The 16,106-nt window shown below is 71.7% G+C and carries 19 protein-coding genes, 1 tRNA gene and 1 pseudogene; 13 read left to right on the top strand and 8 right to left on the bottom strand.

Annotated elements, in window-relative coordinates; translation table 11 throughout:
• Positions 1-134 precede the first annotated feature (134 nt).
• Entirely contained in the window at positions 135-491 is a 357-nt protein-coding gene (locus EV382_RS26775) for an STAS domain-containing protein (RefSeq protein WP_130406321.1), read from the top strand.
• A gap of 13 nt (positions 492-504) precedes the next feature.
• On the opposite strand, the gene EV382_RS26770 is transcribed toward EV382_RS26775, so the two are convergent.
• Complete coding sequence (locus EV382_RS26770; protein WP_130406319.1) at positions 505-1,785, bottom strand: MFS transporter; 1,281 nt, start codon at positions 1,783-1,785, stop codon at positions 505-507.
• 86 nt (positions 1,786-1,871) lie between these two features.
• Between EV382_RS26770 and EV382_RS26765 the strand changes: the two genes are divergently transcribed.
• The 4 genes from EV382_RS26765 to EV382_RS26750 all read left to right on the top strand — a co-directional run bounded on the left by EV382_RS26765 (position 1,872) and on the right by EV382_RS26750 (position 3,998).
• A complete protein-coding gene (locus EV382_RS26765; RefSeq protein WP_130409227.1) occupies positions 1,872-2,552 on the top strand; it encodes a FadR/GntR family transcriptional regulator in 681 nt (226 codons plus the stop codon).
• Between the two features lie 39 nt (positions 2,553-2,591).
• Positions 2,592-3,065, top strand: coding sequence for a large conductance mechanosensitive channel protein MscL (gene mscL / locus EV382_RS26760; RefSeq protein WP_130406317.1), 474 nt, complete (start codon positions 2,592-2,594; stop codon positions 3,063-3,065).
• Between the two features lie 82 nt (positions 3,066-3,147).
• Entirely contained in the window at positions 3,148-3,399 is a 252-nt protein-coding gene (locus EV382_RS26755) for a hypothetical protein (RefSeq protein WP_130406315.1), read from the top strand.
• 239 nt (positions 3,400-3,638) lie between these two features.
• Positions 3,639-3,998 carry a hypothetical protein gene (locus tag EV382_RS26750; RefSeq protein ID WP_130406313.1) on the top strand — a complete coding sequence of 120 codons (360 nt, stop codon included), beginning with the start codon at positions 3,639-3,641 and terminating at the stop codon, positions 3,996-3,998.
• Between the two features lie 118 nt (positions 3,999-4,116).
• On the opposite strand, the gene EV382_RS26745 is transcribed toward EV382_RS26750, so the two are convergent.
• Positions 4,117-5,406 (bottom strand): benzoate/H(+) symporter BenE family transporter, encoded by a 1,290-nt coding sequence (locus EV382_RS26745; protein ID WP_130406311.1) that lies wholly within the window; start codon positions 5,404-5,406, stop codon positions 4,117-4,119.
• 56 nt (positions 5,407-5,462) lie between these two features.
• Between EV382_RS26745 and EV382_RS26740 the strand changes: the two genes are divergently transcribed.
• The 7 genes from EV382_RS26740 (at position 5,463) to EV382_RS26710 (ending at position 11,376) form a co-directional block, all read left to right on the top strand.
• Positions 5,463-6,023, top strand: coding sequence for an XRE family transcriptional regulator (locus EV382_RS26740; RefSeq protein WP_244236823.1), 561 nt, complete (start codon positions 5,463-5,465; stop codon positions 6,021-6,023).
• Between the two features lie 114 nt (positions 6,024-6,137).
• Positions 6,138-6,857, top strand: coding sequence for a PP2C family protein-serine/threonine phosphatase (locus tag EV382_RS26735; RefSeq protein ID WP_030332349.1), 720 nt, complete (start codon positions 6,138-6,140; stop codon positions 6,855-6,857).
• 107 nt (positions 6,858-6,964) lie between these two features.
• Positions 6,965-7,303 carry a PadR family transcriptional regulator gene (locus EV382_RS26730; RefSeq protein ID WP_130406309.1) on the top strand — a complete coding sequence of 113 codons (339 nt, stop codon included), beginning with the start codon at positions 6,965-6,967 and terminating at the stop codon, positions 7,301-7,303.
• Positions 7,300-8,145: an ATP-binding cassette domain-containing protein gene (locus tag EV382_RS26725; RefSeq protein ID WP_130406307.1), complete on the top strand. Its 846-nt coding sequence runs from the start codon at positions 7,300-7,302 to the stop codon at positions 8,143-8,145. The genes EV382_RS26730 and EV382_RS26725 overlap by 4 nt, the downstream gene beginning before the upstream one ends.
• Positions 8,142-8,834: a hypothetical protein gene (locus tag EV382_RS26720; RefSeq protein ID WP_130406305.1), complete on the top strand. Its 693-nt coding sequence runs from the start codon at positions 8,142-8,144 to the stop codon at positions 8,832-8,834. Before EV382_RS26725 ends, EV382_RS26720 begins: the two co-directional genes overlap by 4 nt.
• 74 nt (positions 8,835-8,908) lie before the next feature.
• Positions 8,909-10,099, top strand: a complete 1,191-nt coding sequence (locus EV382_RS26715) for a GNAT family N-acetyltransferase (protein ID WP_130406303.1) — start codon at positions 8,909-8,911, stop codon at positions 10,097-10,099.
• Positions 10,100-10,191: 92 nt separating this feature from the next.
• Complete coding sequence (locus EV382_RS26710) at positions 10,192-11,376, top strand: hypothetical protein (protein WP_130409223.1); 1,185 nt, start codon at positions 10,192-10,194, stop codon at positions 11,374-11,376.
• Between the two features lie 11 nt (positions 11,377-11,387).
• Here EV382_RS26710 and EV382_RS26705 read toward each other — a convergent pair whose 3' ends face one another.
• From EV382_RS26705 to EV382_RS26695, 3 genes and pseudogenes are all read right to left on the bottom strand, one after another.
• On the bottom strand, positions 11,388-12,470 hold the full coding sequence (locus EV382_RS26705) for an NAD-dependent epimerase/dehydratase family protein (RefSeq protein WP_130406301.1): 1,083 nt from the start codon (positions 12,468-12,470) through the stop codon (positions 11,388-11,390).
• Positions 12,471-12,648: 178 nt separating this feature from the next.
• Positions 12,649-13,698: a GlsB/YeaQ/YmgE family stress response membrane protein gene (locus tag EV382_RS26700; protein WP_130406299.1), complete on the bottom strand. Its 1,050-nt coding sequence runs from the start codon at positions 13,696-13,698 to the stop codon at positions 12,649-12,651.
• Between the two features lie 88 nt (positions 13,699-13,786).
• Positions 13,787-14,140: pseudogene (locus EV382_RS26695) on the bottom strand (PadR family transcriptional regulator); the annotation flags it as partial.
• A gap of 144 nt (positions 14,141-14,284) precedes the next feature.
• Between EV382_RS26695 and EV382_RS26690 the strand changes: the two are divergent.
• Positions 14,285-14,356: transfer RNA gene (locus tag EV382_RS26690), tRNA-Lys, on the top strand.
• A gap of 65 nt (positions 14,357-14,421) precedes the next feature.
• Here EV382_RS26690 and EV382_RS26685 read toward each other — a convergent pair.
• Genes EV382_RS26685 through EV382_RS26675 form a run of 3 tightly spaced genes read right to left on the bottom strand, consistent with a single transcriptional unit; the run spans position 14,422 to position 16,059 of the window.
• A complete protein-coding gene (locus tag EV382_RS26685) occupies positions 14,422-15,663 on the bottom strand; it encodes a tyrosine-type recombinase/integrase (RefSeq protein ID WP_130406295.1) in 1,242 nt (413 codons plus the stop codon).
• Position 15,664: 1 nt separating this feature from the next.
• Positions 15,665-15,859 (bottom strand): helix-turn-helix domain-containing protein, encoded by a 195-nt coding sequence (locus tag EV382_RS26680; RefSeq protein WP_130406293.1) that lies wholly within the window; start codon positions 15,857-15,859, stop codon positions 15,665-15,667.
• Positions 15,856-16,059 carry a hypothetical protein gene (locus tag EV382_RS26675; RefSeq protein WP_130406291.1) on the bottom strand — a complete coding sequence of 68 codons (204 nt, stop codon included), beginning with the start codon at positions 16,057-16,059 and terminating at the stop codon, positions 15,856-15,858. The genes EV382_RS26680 and EV382_RS26675 overlap by 4 nt, the downstream gene beginning before the upstream one ends.
• Positions 16,060-16,106 lie beyond the last annotated feature (47 nt).

Genomic DNA, 16,106 nt, shown 5'->3' with positions numbered 1-16,106 from the left:
ACTCTATCACCGGGGTCTGATCAACTACTTGCCCCGTAGCAACGGAATGACGAGGGCCACCGGATCACGGCTCCCGTTCTGCGTTCGAGCATGGTCGTGGGATACCGTTCCCCCGATAACAGGAGGTCTGGCGAATGTCGTTGACGGTGCACACGGAACAACGCGGTGACGTGGTCGTCGTGTCGGTCGCGGGCGAGCTGGACATGGCCACCGCGCCGCAGCTACAGGACCAGATCACCGACCTGCTCGACAAGGGCCGCAACCGGCTGGTGTTCGACCTGGCGGAGGTCTCGTTCTGCGACTCGACCGGCCTGTCGGTCTTCGTCCGCGCCAAGAACAGCTGCGACGATTCCGGCGGTGTGGTCCGGTTGGCCGCCCCGCAGCGCGGCGTGTTGCGCATCCTTGAGGTGAGCGGGCTGGTCGAGGTGCTGCACACCTACCCGACGGTGGATGAGGCAGTCGCCGGCGAGTCGACGCCGGCTTCCTCCTGACCGCTGCGGTTCGTCACTCGTCCTCGACGTAACGGGGACGAGCGATCGCCATGCCTGCGGTCGTCTGCACGGCGAGGGCGCCCAGCAGGAACCCGAGCGGTGCGGTCCAGCCGCCGGTGGCCTCGTAGAGGATGCCGACCATCAGCGGGCCGAGGGCGGCAATCACGTACCCGGTGCTCTGCGCGAACGCGGAGAGCGCGACCGTCCCCTCCGCGGTACGGGCGCGCAGGCCGATGGCGGTCAGGATCATCGGGAAAGCGCCCTGACCGATCGCCAACAGGGCGACCCAGAGCAGCGCGGCACCGTGCGGTGCGAGCGCCAACCCCAGGTAGGCCAGCGTCGACGCGGTGGTCAGCCCGAGCACCAGCGGACGCAGGCTGCGCAGCCGACCGGCCAGGGTGGGCATCAGCAGCGCGATCGGCACGCCGAGCGCGGTCACCCCGGCGAGCAGCAGCCCGGCCGACTCCGGCTGGTAACCGGCGTCACGGAACAACTGGGCCAGCCAACCCATGATCGCGTACCCGCTGAGCGACTGCGCCCCGAAGTAGATGGCCATCGCCCAGCCGAGCCGGGTCCGCGCCGGCCGGACCCGGGGCGGCGCGGCGGCGACCGCCGTCGGGGTCGCCCGCCGTGCCGCGGCGCGGGTCCGCAGCGCCAGCGGCACCCACGGGAGTACGGCCACCGCGGCCATCGCGGCCCAGATGCCGAGCCCGGCCCGCCACGACCCGAAGGCGTGGGCGATCGGCACCGCGGTGGCGGCGGCCACCGTCGTGCCCACTGTCAACGCCATCGTGTACGCCCCGGTGACCAGGCCGGTGCGGTGCGGGAAGTGCTGCTTGACGAGCATCGGCAGCAGAATGTTGGCGACCGCGATGCCGGACAGCGCCAGCGCGCTGGTGAGCACGAAGATCCAGGCCGAGTCGGTGGCGACCCGGAGCACCTGGCCGACGGCGAGGGCGATCATGGCGACCACCAGCACCCGGGCCGGCGCTACCCGGCGGACCAGCCACGGGGTGAGCGCGCCGAGGCCGGCGAACGCGATGGTCGGCAGGGTGGTGACCAGTCCGGCGGTGACGCCGGAGAGGCCGAGCCCGTCGCGGACCTCGTCGAGCAGCGCGCCGAGGCTCGTCACCACGGCACGCAGGTTGAGTGCGACCAGCAGCATCCCGACCAGCACCAGTGCGCCACCGGTCACCGGGGGCGTCCGCCGGCCGGCGCCGGGGTCCCGCGTCGGGCGGGGGTCGGCGGCGACGGGGGCGGGCGACGCCGGAGCGGCGGTTGGTGGCGGGGTCATGACCGCTAACCTACAATCATGGGATGAATTCGGGACCGGTGATGTAACCAGTGCCACCGTCGGTTGAATTCCCGTCCGCGCCGCCAGTGCCGCCCGGCGACCAGCCGGCCGTGCCGCCGCGCGGCCACCGGGTTCGGCAGACCACCGAGCAGCTCCGCGCCCGGATCCTCGGCGGCGAATGGCCCGTCGGCGGGCGCATCCCCACCGAGCCACAACTGGTCGCCGCGCTGGGCGTCGGACGCAACACGGTCCGCGAGGCGGTCCGCGCCCTGGTGCACGCCGGGGTTCTGGAGTGCCGGCAGGGCTCCGGCACCTACGTGGTGTCCACCGACGAACTGGCACCGGTGGTCGCCCGCCGCCTCGGCGACGACCGGATGACCGAGGTCATCGAGGTACGCCGCGCCTTCGAGGTGGAGGCCGCCCGGCTCGCCGCGCTGCGGCGTACACCGGAGGACCTGGCGGCGCTCGACGGCGCGCTCGCCCGGCGCGAGGCCGCCTGGCACGGGGGCCGGGTCGACGCGTTCGTCGAGGCCGACGCGGCACTGCACACGGCGGTGGTCGCCGCCGCGCACAACAGCATGCTCGCCGAGCTGTACGCCTCGGTCGGCACCGCCCTGCGCAACACGGTCGCCCAGGCCATGGGCGGGTCGCTCACCCCCGAGCGTTACGTCGACCACACCCGGCTGGTCGAGGCGATCCGGGCCGGCGATCCGGGCCGGGCGGCGATCGAAGCTGGCGCATTTCTGGAGCCCGCCGAAGGGGCATAGGTTGTCCCCGACGGAAAAGCGGACACCTCGGGAGTACGAATGCTCAAGGGCTTCAAAGACTTCATCATGCGCGGCAACGTCGTCGACCTGGCGGTCGGTGTCGTCATCGGCGCCGCGTTCACGGGCGTGGTCACCCAGCTCACCAAGTCGTTCCTCGACCCGCTGATCCGGGTCTTCGTGCTGCTCATCACCGGCAGCGACAAGGGCCTGGCCGGCACGGCACCGAAGTTCCGTGGCATCGCGTTCGACTGGATCGCCTTCGTCAACGCGGTGATCACCTTCCTGCTCACCGCGGCGGCGCTCTACTTCCTGGTCGTCTACCCGATGAACCGGCTCGCCGAGCGGCGCAAGCGGGGCGAGGAGCCGCCGCCGGCCGCGCCGAGCGAGGAGGTCAAGCTGCTCACCGAGATCCGCGACGCGCTGGTCTCCGCCGGCCACACCACCCCGGGCCAGCAGCGCGGAGCGCTGGACGACGTGTTGGGCCGCCGTACCGAGCCGCCGACGCAGCGCTGACCCGAACGGAATGCACATCGGCCCCTGTGGGATTCCCGCAGGGGCCGCACCTTCTCGTACGTGTGTTCGATAGAGTCCCGCCATGGAGCAGCGAAAGCACTGGTGGAACGGGAAGTGGGGGCGGCTGGCCCGGCGGGATGTTTTCCTGCGCGTGGACGCCGACCGGTGGCACGTCGAGCAGCGGGCCGGCGGCGCCGAGGGCATCTCTCGTTTCTACGAGTACGGCAGTGCGGACGAGGCCGAGGAGACCGTCCGGGCTCTCCTCGACGGGCCGGACACCTGGCGGGAACTGTCCCCCCGCCCGCCCAGCGGCTGGACCCTTCCGAACACCTGAATGGGCTGCGTGCCGCTGGCGTGGCGGCACGTCGCCCGCCACCTTACGCGGGCCGTGGAGGCGGTATTGCTTTCGACAGTGATGACTCTGAGGCATATTGATGCCGCAGAGTCATCAGGCTCTTCAGGCCCATTGCCTCCCGGCCCATCGCCTCCAGGTCGCTGCCGTAGTTGCTGAGCATCGGACGGATGGGTGGGCGGCGGCGTTTAGTGGCATACCGCCCTGGGAACCGCAGCGGGATGGAGCAGCAGGCGACCATTTCGCGGATCACCACCGGGATGCCGGTGATCGACTCGGCCGGCACCGAGGTCGGGACGGTGGACCTCGTCCAGCGGGGCGACCCGAACGCGGTGACCGTCCAGACACCGACCGCCGACCCGGGCAGCAGTCTGGACGAGCTGATCGAGGCGACCGCTGTCGAGGAGCCGGACGTCCCGGCCGATCTGGCGGCACGGTTGCTGCACACCGGCTACCTGAAGGTCTCGACCGAGCTGACCCGCACCGGCGCGGTCTACGTACCGGCCGACCAGATCGGGTCGGTGGCCGACGGCCGGGTCCTGCTGGCCGTCGGGGTGGCCGACCTGCCGCCCGAGGAGTAGCCCCACGCACTCCCGTCCCCGGCCTCCCGTCCCCGGCCTCCCGTCCCACCGGCCTCCCGTAGTGATCGACTCGGGTTCATGAAAATCGGGGCGTCCGGGGCTCCGGGACAGCCCGACTTCATGAAACCCGAGTGGATCTCCCCAACCCGGCCGGCGCGGGCTGGTCCGACGCGGGGGCGGGCTGGTCCGAGGCGGCCCGCTCGGGCTGGTCCGGCGCGGGGGCGGGCTGGGCCGGCGCAGCCGGCGCGGGGGCGGGCTGGCGGCGGTGGAAGAGCAGCAGCATCAGGCACCCGGCGACCAGGCCCCAGAACGCGCCGCCCACGCCGATCAACGTCACCCCGGACGCGGTCACCACGAAGGTGACCACGGCCGCCTCGCGGGTCGCCGGGTCGGTCACCGCTGAGGCGAGGGCGGTGGCGAGGGCACCCAGTAGGGCCAGCCCGGCGACCGCCTCGATGAGGATCGGTGGGGCGACCGCGACCAGTGTGGTGGCCACCCCGGCCCCCAGGCCGAGCACGGCCAGCCCAGCGCCGGCGGTGACCGAGGCGATCCACCGGCGCTCCGGGTCCGGGTGCGCGTCGGGGCCGGCGGCCAGTGCGGCGGTGATCGCCGCGAGGTTCACCGCGTGCCCGCCGGCCGGGGCGGCGAGCAGGCTGGCCAGGCCGGTGGTTCGCAGCGCGGCGCCGAACGGCGGCCGGTAGCCGTAGCCGACCAGCACCGCCATGCCGGGCACGTTCTGCGCGGCCATGGTGACCAGGAACAGTGGCAGGGCCAGCCCGACCAGGGCGGACACGTTCCAGGCCGGCACGGTCACCGTGACCGACGGGATCAGTGCGGCCCCGGTCAGGCCGGCCGGCGGCGCGGTCAGCGCGATCGCCGCGACCGCCACCACCAGCGCACCGGGCACCGCCCAGCGGCGGGCGAACCGGTGCAGCAGCAACCAGCCGATCACCACCGGCCCGGCCACCACCGGCAGTTCGACGAGCGCGCGGACCGGGGCGGTGCACAGCGGCAGCAGGACCCCGGCGAGCATCGCGCCGGCCACCGGCTTGGGGATGGCGGCCACCGCACGGGCGAGTGGCGGGAACAGCCCGGCCGCGACGATCAGCAGTCCGGAGATGAGGAACGCGCCCACCGCCACCCGCCATCCGCCCGGTGGCGGTCCGGTGGCCACCAGCAGCGCCGCGCCCGGGGTGGACCAGGCCGCGCTCATCGGTATCCGGTACCGCCAGCCCAGCCAGGCGGCGACGAGCCCGCTCGCCACGCAGAGGGCGAGCAGACCGGAGGCGGCCTGCGCGTCCGACGCGCCCGCCGCTCGGAGCCCGGCCAGTACGACGGTGAACGAACTGGCGAAGCCCACCAGCGCGGTCACCACACCCGCCAGCACTGGTTGCACGCGTCCGGCCACGCCACCCCTCCCAACTGTTCCGTTTACGGAACGGAAGCGTGTAGCACGATAGCTGGGTGCCGCATCCACCACCAGCACCACGCCCGGGCCTCGATGTGGATCCCGCCGTCGTCGGACGCCGGGTCCGCGCCCTGCGCGAGGAACAGGGGATCTCGCTGTCCACACTCGCCCGACTCGCCGGCGTCGGGAAGGCCACCCTCTCCGGCCTGGAGAACGGCACGCGCAACCCGACCCTGGAGACACTCTGGTCGGTCACCGCCCAGCTCGGCGTACCGTTCACCGCCCTGCTGGCCGAACCGACGGCCGAGCCCACCGTGCACGGCACCGCGGTCACCGCCACCCTGCTGGAGGTGTTCACCGACACCGACGCGACCTACGAGCTGTACCGGATGCGGGTCGCGCCCGGCGTCGTGCAGCTCTCCCCCGCTCACGCGTCGGGAGTCACCGAACACATCACCGTCTTCGCCGGGGTGCTGCGCGCCGGGCCGGCCGACGCGCCGCTGACCGCCTCGGCCGGTGGTCACCTCCGCTGGGTGTCGGACGTCTCACACAGCTACGCCGCGGTGGGTGACGAGGAGGTCGCGGCCAGCCTGCTGCTGCGCTATCCGCGCCGCTGAGCCCCGCCCGATCGGGCCCGGATCGCCGGCCCGGCGACGAAAATCGCAATCATTTCTCGACCGAGGTAGGAGGCGTAGAGACGAATGCGGGTTGTTCTTGGCAAGCTTGACCCCATGACGCTGATCCTCCGCTCGGTCATCCTCAACGACATCGGCTTGGTGCGCACCAACAACGAGGACTCCGCCCTCGCCGGTGACCGCCTGATCGCGGTCGCCGACGGTATGGGCGGGCTGCCTGCGGGCGAGGTGGCGAGCGAGATCGTGATCCGGATTCTGGACGAGCTGGCTCCGCCGACCGACCCCGACGGCGCCGCCGACGCTCTGCGGGCGGTGGTCAGCACCGCCAACCAGCGCATCCACGCCGCGATCACCGTCGACCCGAGCCGGGACGGCATGGGTACGACGCTCACCGCCGCGCTGCTGGCCGGGGAGACGCTGGTGCTGGCCCAGGTGGGCGACTCCCGCTGCTACCTGCTGCGCGACGGGGAGCTGACCCAGCTCACCCGGGACGACACGTTCGTGCAGGCGCTGGTCGATCAGGGCACGCTCTCTCCCGAGCAGGCCCGCCACCACCCGCAGCGGTCCCTGGTGACCCGGGCCGTGCAGGGTGCCGACACCCCACCCGCGGTCGGTGTGCTCACCGTGGTCCCCGGCGACCGGCTGCTGCTGTGCAGCGACGGGCTCTCCGACTACGTCGAGGACGAGGCCATCGCCGCCGCCCTGGGCATGTACGCCGACCGTCAGCAGTGCGGTGAGCAGTTGGTGAAGCTGGCCCACCACGCCGGCGCACCGGACAACGTCACCGTCGTGGTCTCCGACGTCGTCACCCGCTGACCCACCCGTACGGCCACCCGTAAGGCTCGCCCGGACCGGCCGGTTCGGGCGCTGCCGCCTCAGTAGGTGGTTGTGCCATCTAGCTTGCACCGCTACTGTCCGACCCTGTGGATTCCGACCGACGTGGGCAGTGGCTGCGGGGGGTGCTCGACATCTGCGTCCTGGCCCTGCTGTCCGAAGGCGAGTCCTACGGCTACCAGCTGGCCCAGGCGCTCGACGCGGCGGGCGTCGGGCCGATCCAGGGCGGCACGCTCTATCCCGTGCTGCTGCGTCTACAGAAGACCGGCCTGGTGACCGCGCAGTGGCGGGAGGGCAGCGCCGGCCCGGCCCGCAAGTACTACCGGCTCACCGACGACGGGCACGCCGCGCTCGGCACCGACGGCAGCGCCTGGCTCACCTTCGTCCAGCCGGTGAACGACATCGTCACGAAGGGGGTCACCCGGTGAACGCCGACGATTGGCTGCGGACGCTCACGGTCGAGCTGCACCAGCGCCGGGTCGCGGCGGACGCCGCCCGGCACGTGGTCGCCGAGGCCGCCACCCACCTGCGGGAGGGCGGTGGCGACCCCTGGGTCGTCTTCGGTCCACCCCAGCAGTACGCGGGTGCGGTCGTGGAGAGCATCGGCACCGCGCCCGGGCCGCGCCCCGGGCCGGTCCGGCTGCACGCGTCGGGCCTCACCAAGAGGTACGGCCGGCGCACCGTGCTGCGCGACGCCACGCTGACCGTCCGGGCCGGACAGATCGCCGCCGTCGTCGGCGCGAACGGCTGCGGCAAGAGCACCTTCCTGCGCATCTGCGCCGGGCTGATGTCACCGGACGCCGGCGAGGTGACCGTCTCCGGGCGGCTCGGCTACTGCCCGCAGTCCGGCGGCACTGCCGACTTCCTGCTCGCCGACGAGCACTTCGTGCTGGTCGGCGCCGGTCAGGGCGTGGCCCGTGGGCCGGCCCGCCGCGCCGGTCGGGCGGCGGCCCGTCAGCTCGGTTGGGAAGCGGGCGGGGACGTGCAGGCCCGCCACCTGTCCGGCGGCACCCGGCAGAAGCTCAACCTGACCATGTCCACCCTCAGCGCCCCGGACGTGCTGCTGCTCGACGAGCCGTACCAGGGCTTCGACCAGGGCACGTACGTCAACTTCTGGGATCAGCTGAGCAGGTTGCGCGATGCGGGCACCGCCATCGTCGTGGTCACCCACCTGCTCAACCACCTCGACCGGGTGGACATCGTGCTCGACCTGACCCCGGCCGGAGAGACCGGGTGGCGCGCGCCCGACAACCAGGGAGGTCGCCGGTGAACCGGCTCGTCACCGTCGCCGAGATGACAGTGCGGGAGTTGCTGCGGCGTCGGGGCGTACTCCTGCTGTTGTTGTTGATGCCGTTGACCTTCTACCTGATCCGGCGGGACGCCTACCTCGGGCAGTCGGTGCGTTCGCTGCTGCTCGGCGTGGGTTGGGCGGTGAGCACCGCCGCGCTGTTCGCCACGACCGCGGCGCGGGAGTTGGAGCCGAGGCTGCGGCTGGCCGGCTACCGGCCGCACCACCTCTATCTCGGTCGGATGCTCGGCCTGTGGACGGTGGGGGTGGTCATCTCCGTACCGTTCTTCCTGCTCCCGATGGTCGACGACGCGGACCTGCGGTACGGCGGCCTGGCGGCGGCGATGCTCTGTTCCGTCGCGGTGGCGGCACCGTTCGGGATGCTGATCGGTGCGCTGCTGCCCCGCGAGTTGGAGGGCACGCTGCTGCTGCTCACCGTGGTGACGGTGCAGATGCTGATCGACCCGGCCGGGTCCGGGGCGAGGTTGACGCCGTTCTGGTCGAGCCGGGAGATCGCCACCTGGACGGTGGACCACACCGACCAGGGCTACCTCTCCCGTGGCCTGGTGCACGGGCTCGTCGTCACCGTCCTGCTGGCCCTGGGCGTGGCCGCGGTGTCCAGCGTCCGCCTGCGCCGCCGCCGGCACCTGCGGCACCTGCCGGTCGGCTGACCGCCGCACCAACCGGTGCCGCGGATCGGGCGAATCCGGTTGCTGCAACCCTCGCGGCGGGTTGAGATGGGCGAATGACCATCCGCCGGGTGACCGACGACGACCGTCTCACCACCAGCTTCCCGCTGGCCGCGTACGCCTTCGAGTCCTCGCCGATCAGCGCAACCCGGGCTGCGGAGTTCCGCGACTACCTGCCCTACAACCAGGGCAACCGGACGCTGATCGCCGAGGAGGGCGGCACCACGTTGGCCGCCGTCACGGCCATTCCGATGCGACAGAACCTGCGCGGGACGGTGCTGCCGATGGCCGGTGTCGCCGGGGTGGCGACCCATCCGCTGGCCCGCCGGCAGGGGCACGTCCGGACGTTGCTGCACCAACTCCTCGACGAGATGCGCGACGAGGGTCATTCGCTCAGCGCGCTCTATCCGTTCCGGCCCAGCTTCTACGCCCGGTTCGGTTACGTCGGGCTGCCCAAGCCACGACGGGTCACCTTCACTCCGGCCAACCTGGGCGCGCTGCTTCGGGTGGACCTGCCCGGTGAGGTGGGCTGGGAACGCATCGCCGCCGGCTATCCGGCGTGGCGGGCGTTCACCGAGCGTAACCTCCAGGAACGGCACGGCTTCTCGATCTTCCCGGAGCACCGGGCGGTCGGCATGCGCGACCGAGACGAGTTCTGGCTGCTCACCGCCCGGGTGGGCGGGGAGGTCACCGGCGCGGTGACGTACCGGATCGACGAGCACGGGGGCACCCTGCACGGCAACGAACTTCTGGTCAACGATCCGCTCTCGCGGACGCTGCTGTTGCAGTTCTTCGCCCGGCACGTCGACCAGATCGAGCGGATCACCGTCCAGGTTCCGCCGGACGAATTGCCCGAGCTGTGGCTGACCGACCTGGACGTGCACGTCGAGGCCCGCACGGCCGTGCCGGGTTCGTCCGCGCCGATGGCCCGGCTGCTGTCCCTGGACGCGTTGCGTGGGCTGCCCGCCGGCCCGGGGCGGGTGCGGATCGAACTGACCGGGGACCGTTGGCTGACCGGCACCCACCTGCTCGACGGCACGACCGGCGCGCTGGAACTGGTCGACGACAGCACCGGCCGCGTGCCGACCGCCACGCTCACCGCCGCCGGGCTCTCCGCCCTCGCGTACGGGGTGCTCGACCCGGCCGAGCTGCCGCTACGCGGTCTGGGTGAGGTGCCGGTGGACGCCGCCACCGAGCTGCGCGGCCTCTTCCCCCGCCGGGTGCCGTACCTCTTCGCCGACTTCTGAGCCCGACTCGGGATGGCGTCTTAGCACTGCATTAAACCGGCTCGGCGGATTCGTCGTGGCGCCCTCGCGGCTCCTAGCATCACGGGGTGCGCATGACGTCGCTTGCCGCTCTCCTCGTCCTCGGTGTCGCCACCGCGGCTCTGCCCGCCTGCGCGCCCGACGACCCGGACCCCGCCTTCGAGGTCGGCACGTCCGCGTCGCCGACGCCGCCACCGGCCGCCGGTGCGGCGGAGACGCCGGGGGCGCGCGACGGCCTCGGTGGCCCAGGGGCCAGCGCGAGCCCGAAGCCCGCCAACAAGGTGCTGGCGGCCGGCAACCCGAACGGCAAGGCCACCGTGCCGGCCGAGGCGCGGGCGGTGGACACCTCGAAGCCGACCCGGACCATCGGCACCGGCACCCCGGCGAGCTGCACCTCCGCGGCGGTCGTGAAGGCCGTCGCGGCCGGCGGCGTCATCACGTTCAACTGTGGACCGGCCCCGGTGACGATCAAGATGACCGCCACCGCGAAGGTCCGCAACGCCAACGGGCCGAAGATCGTGCTGGACGGCGGCGGCACCGTCACGTTGAGCGGCCAGGGGCAGCGCCGCATCCTCTACATGAACACCTGCGACGAGGCCCAGGGCTTCACCACCTCGCACTGCCAGAACCAGGACCACCCGCAGCTCACCGTGCAGAACCTGACCTTCGCCGACGGCAACTCCACCGCCCAGAAGGTCGAGGGTGGCGGCGGTGGAGCGATCTTCGTACGCGGCGGGCGGCTGAAGGTGGTCAACTCGCGCTTCGTCCGCAACCGCTGCGACCGCACCGGCCCGGACCTGGGTGGCGCGGCCATCCGGGTGCTCAGCCAGTACGAGAACAAGCCGGTGTACGTGGTGGGCAGCACCTTCGACGGCGGTTCCTGCTCCAACGGGGGTGCGCTGAGCAGCATCGGCGTGTCGTGGGTGGTGCTGAACAGCGTGCTCAGGAACAACGAGGCGATCGGCAACGGGGCCAACCCGGCCAAGTCCGGCACGCCCGGCGGCGGCAGCGGCGGCGCGATCTACTGCGACGGCAACGAGTTCACCGTACGGCTCGCCGGCACGATCATCGAGAACAACAAGGCCAACGAGGGTGGCGGCGCGATCTTCTTCGTGAGCAACAACCGCACCGGCACGATGCGGATCGAGAACTCGACCCTGCGCCGCAACCCCAGCGGCAAGTTCGAGACGCGTGGCTTCCCCGGCATCTTCTTCCTGGGCGCCCGCAACCCCACGGTGACGGGCTCCAAGCTGAGCTGAGGCCGCGTACCTCAGTAGGGGTTTCCCTTGCCCGGCGCTCGGGCGTGCAGGAGGGCGGCGGGGCGGCCCGGCAGGTCCCGCGCACCGGACATCGGTGGGCTGGCCGTGTGGGCGCCGTCGGCCATTCCGGCGAAGAGTTCCCGCAGCGCCGTCAGCGCGCTGATCTTGGGCTGCCAGCCCAGCTCGGTCTCCGCGCGCTCGCTGGACATCAGCGGAGCGTGCAGACCCAGCTGCACCCAGCCCGGGTCGACCGGTTGCAGCCGCGCCCGCCAGGTCAGCGCCGCCGCCGCCCGTAGCACCGGCGCGGCGACCGGCACCGTCCAACCATGGAAGTGCCGGGCCACCAGCTCCGGAGTGAGCACCGGGTCCGCGGCGACATTGAAGGCGCCGCGCACGTCACCCAACACCGCCCGGGTGTACGCGTCAGCCACGTCATCGGCGTGCACCGCCTGCATACGCAACCGGCGGTTCGTGGGCACCAGCGGGATCCGTCCGAAACGCAGCAGCCGCACCGGCGCGAGCGGGCCGAGGAAGTAACGGGTGATCTCCGTACCGGCGACCCGCTGGAAGATCAACCCGGGTCGCATCCGTACCACCCGCAGCGTCGGATGGTCCCGTTCGACGCTGTCCAGCAGCGCCTCCACCTCCGCCTTGTGTTCGCTGTACGACGAACCGGGCACCCCGGTGGCCGGCCACCGCTCACTGATCGGGTGGTCCTTCGGGCCGGGCGCGTAGGTGCCGACCGACGAGGCGTACACCAGGGCCGGCACCCCGGCCTGGAGCACCGCGTTGATCACCGCCCGGCTGCCGTCGACGTTGGTCCGGCGCAACACCCGCTGGTCGTGGCTGGGCTGGATCTGCCAGGCCAGGTGCACCACCGCGTCCGCACCCGCGAACACCTCCGCGAGCTGCCCTGTCGCGCCCGGCGCGCCAATGTCGCACGAGTGCCACTCCACCTGGTCGTACGGCTCGCCGGCCGCCGGACCCGGCAACCGTCGGACCACCCCGGCCAACTCCACGCCCCGCTCCCGGCGCAGCCGCCGCAGCAGCGCCGTACCGACGTTGCCACTCGCCCCCACCACCACGATCCGCATGCCCGACCCCGTACCCGCCCAGCGGCCCGTCAACCGCCCCCGCCGCGCGGGGGCGCGGGCCGGGGCGGGGGCGGGGCGCGCGCGGCGTTGATCGACTCGGGTTCCTGAAAGTCGGGGCCTCCGAGCGCGCCGGACCGCCCGACTTTCAGAACCCCGAGTCGATCAAGGAGGAGTTTCGTCAGGTCCGTGTCGGTGCCGTTGAGCGGTGTCCGCAGGTCGGGCACGCGTCGTCGAGCACCCGTCGACGTACGGTCTGGTGCCGTGCGGCCTGGCCGGCGAGGGCCGCTGCCAGCAGGGCCGCGCCGACCAGCAGGATCGACGCGGTCGTGGTGGCGTACGCCATCGGGGTTGGTCCGCCTCCCTGGCTGCCCCAGATCCCCTGGCTGAGCTGGTCGGCGCCGAACAGGCCGGCCGGCGTGGCGAGCAGCAGGGTCGCCCAGAGGCCGGCGTCGTCGGCTCGCAGCGCCCCGCCGAGCCCGACGAGCAGGACCAGCGCGAACAGCAAACCCCCGGCCATCGCCAGCAGTTCGGGGGTCGAGCCGTACGTGGTGAACATGTTTCCGCCGTTCTCGGCGGCGCTGAATGCCACGGATGCGGCCGTCACACAGCCGGCCGTGAGCAGCGGCAGGCCACGCGCGACCCAACCGGGATGCGACGGCAGCGCGAGCGTGGCCAGGCCGAGCGCGACAGCGGGGACCAGCACGAACAACGGCGGCCCCGGTTGCCCGAGAACGGCGGCCACAGGCGGCACGGCGACAGTCAGCAGCAGACCACCGGCCGCGGCGGTCCGGGCCCAGGACCCCGGCAGCGTCGTGGCGGCGAGACCGACGACCAGCCAGCCCAACCAGATCACCGCGCCGAGGGTCTGGAACGGACCGACCGGGTCCAGCCCCGCGAAGCGCGGGTCTTCGAACTCGACCTGCAAGAGCAGGAAAACGGAGACCGCGACGAGGGCGCTCAACGCGGCGGTCGCGGCCAGCGGGAGGGCCGCGACCAGCCCAAGGGCGCCGTACCCACGCAGTCGCTCCCGAAGCCCGGCGCCGAGCAGGTCGACGGCGTCGTGTGGGGACGGCCAGCGCCGCCCCGGGCCGACGGTGTCGAGGTACGTCCCGACGATCTCGTCGCCCCGCTCGGCCTGATAGTCGCCCGGGTAGGCCCACAGCAGCCGCCGGTAGCGGGACTCCAACGGTGACCCGGCCTGATGCTGCGCGGGGTTGGGCTGGTTCATGCCAGATCTCCGGTCGGTTTCATGCCAGGCCTCCGGTCAGTCGAAGGACGGGGTGGGCGGCCGTACCCGGGATGGTGAGAGGGCCGCGCGCGGTGCCGCCGGCGGTGCGGGTGCCCGCAGGTCGCGCTTGTAACCGCTGCGTGGCCGCCTCGACGTTGCGGCGCAGCCGTTCGGTCTCGGCGGTGAGCACGGACCGGCCCGTTTCGGTGAGCCGGTAGTAGCGGCGCAGCCGCCCCTCGACGACCTCCTCGTGGTCCCGCTCGACCAAGCCCTCGTCGGTGAGGCGGTCGAGTGCGCCGTAGAGGGTGCCGGGCCGCAGCGCCAGCCGCCCACCGGAGAGGGCCGCGACGTCGCTGATGATGCCGTAGCCGTGCATGGGCTCCCGGGCGAGAGCGGTGAGGATCAGAAAGGTGGGTTCCCGCAGTGGCGTGGGTGTGGCCATGGCCTCAATATATCGGTGATGAAGCTATACCGGTGGCAAAGCGGTGCAGAAGTTTTGCAGCGGCGGGGCGTAGATCGGCATCGCTCCGCCAGACCGGGGGCGGACATCAGCCGCTGTGCGGACGGTCGGGTAACCTGAGCGCGCGGGCCGCTAGCTCAATGGCAGAGCTGTGGACTTTTAATCCATAGGTTCAGGGTTCGAGTCCCTGGCGGCCCACTCTCTAGCCCGCCTGAGCTGCAAAAACGCCAGGCAAAGATCATCGGGCACAACCAGGGCACAACCTAGATCCGATCTTGGCCGGTGGAGGGTTCCCGCCGCTGGCCGTCTGCCTGCCGCAGGAGGTTGCCCACCAAGCCGCGCGGGCGGTCCTTTTTCGGCAGCCAATGAACGTAGGTCTCCAGCGTGATCCGCAGGTTCGCGTGCCGTAGCGCCTTCTGCACCTCTTGCGGCTCGACGCCGTTGCTCATCAGCGTGGTGGCGAAGAAGTGGCGCAGGGAATGGAACGTGCCTTCCTTCGGCCATCCGGCCGCCTCGCGCCAGTCCGCCCACAACTCCGACCAGTAGGTGTCGGTCAGTAGCTTCCCCCGGGCCGAGGTGAACAGGACGGCCACCGGACGAGTCAGCCGCTCCCCGGTGGTGATGTCGGGAAGGTCGAACTCGACCGGGCCGACTTCGCTGAGATGTGCGGTCAGTTCCTCGGCGACCACCGCGTCCAGGTCCACGGTGCCAGTGGAACCGCTCTTGGGCGTCGAGAGGTAGAAGCCGCCGAAGTGCTCCGGCGAGTGCCGTAGCTGCTGGACGACGTGCAGCTCTCCACGTTCATAATCGGCGCAGCGCGACCCGGCCTCCATGCCCAAAACCTCACCGAGGCGAAGCCCCTCCCCTGCCCCCAACCACACAGCGGCCCGGAATCGGCGCGGCACCACCTCGGCGAGCTTGAGCACCTGGTCGCCGGTGGGAACCCACTTCGGTGCCCGCGACAAACCACGCAGGATCTGCGCGAGCTTCACCCCGTTGCAGGGGTTGTCCGGAATCACCTTGTCGATAACGGCGGCGTTCATGATGGTCTTGAACAGGCCGAAGTACAGACTGACCGACGACTTCGGCGTGCCGTCATCGAGTAGCCGGCTCAGCCACGCCAGCACGTCAGTCAAGTTGATAGAGCGGATGGCCTTCTCGCCGAAGACGGGCAGGAGATGCTTTCGCAGGTTCTGCGGAATGCGCCGCCGCGTCTCGGTTGCCCAACCGGATTCCCGGGCTTCCCTCCACCGCTGCGCGTACTCGGCGAAGGTCAGTCGAGCTGCTTCCCGCTTCACCCGAACCTCGGGCGCTGCCCCTGAACGGCACTCCAGGTCGAAGGTGTCCGCGTCGCGCTTGAGATGGAATAGCTTCTCGCGGTCTTCGTTGTCGGCGTCGGTGTAGCGAACCCGCCAGCGCTTGCCTCGGCCGTGCCGCTTCGAGGGGATGAACTTCTTGGTGTCCGGGTTGCGTTTTTTCAGGTACCACAGGTCGTCGATTGCCATGTCAGGCCGCCTGGTCTTCCAGCCAGGCCCGGACGTCGGCCGGGTTGTAGCGCAGGTGTCGGCCGACTTTGGAGGCACGTGGTCCGGTTCGGCGGTGCCGCCATTGGTAGAGGGTGCCGACGGGGATGCGGAGGAACGCGGCCGTCTCTGTGATCGACCACAGTTCCGGCGGCGAGGTAGGGGTGGGTGCGGTCATCGTGGCTCCTTTCGGGTGATGGTGATGTAGGTGCGGCTTTCGCCGCTGTAGCCGGCGGGTCGGGTGCTGGTGCGGCAGGTGACCCGGTCGCGGCCGTAGTGGGCGGTGAGCTGAGCGGCGATGGTGGCGGCGTGGGCGGTGACGGTGGCGGTCGGGCCGATGAGTCGGACCGCCACCAGGGGGCGGGGACGTGTGGGCACGGCGTGCTCCTTCCGGTGTCGGTTGGGTGGGTGGGTGGGTTGTTGCG

Source organism: Micromonospora violae (assembly GCF_004217135.1).
In the GTDB taxonomy this organism is placed as follows: Bacteria; Actinomycetota; Actinomycetes; order Mycobacteriales; family Micromonosporaceae; genus Micromonospora; species Micromonospora violae.
The sequence above is the reverse complement of the archived record's forward strand: the minus strand, read 5'-3'. Positions and strand labels throughout refer to the sequence as shown.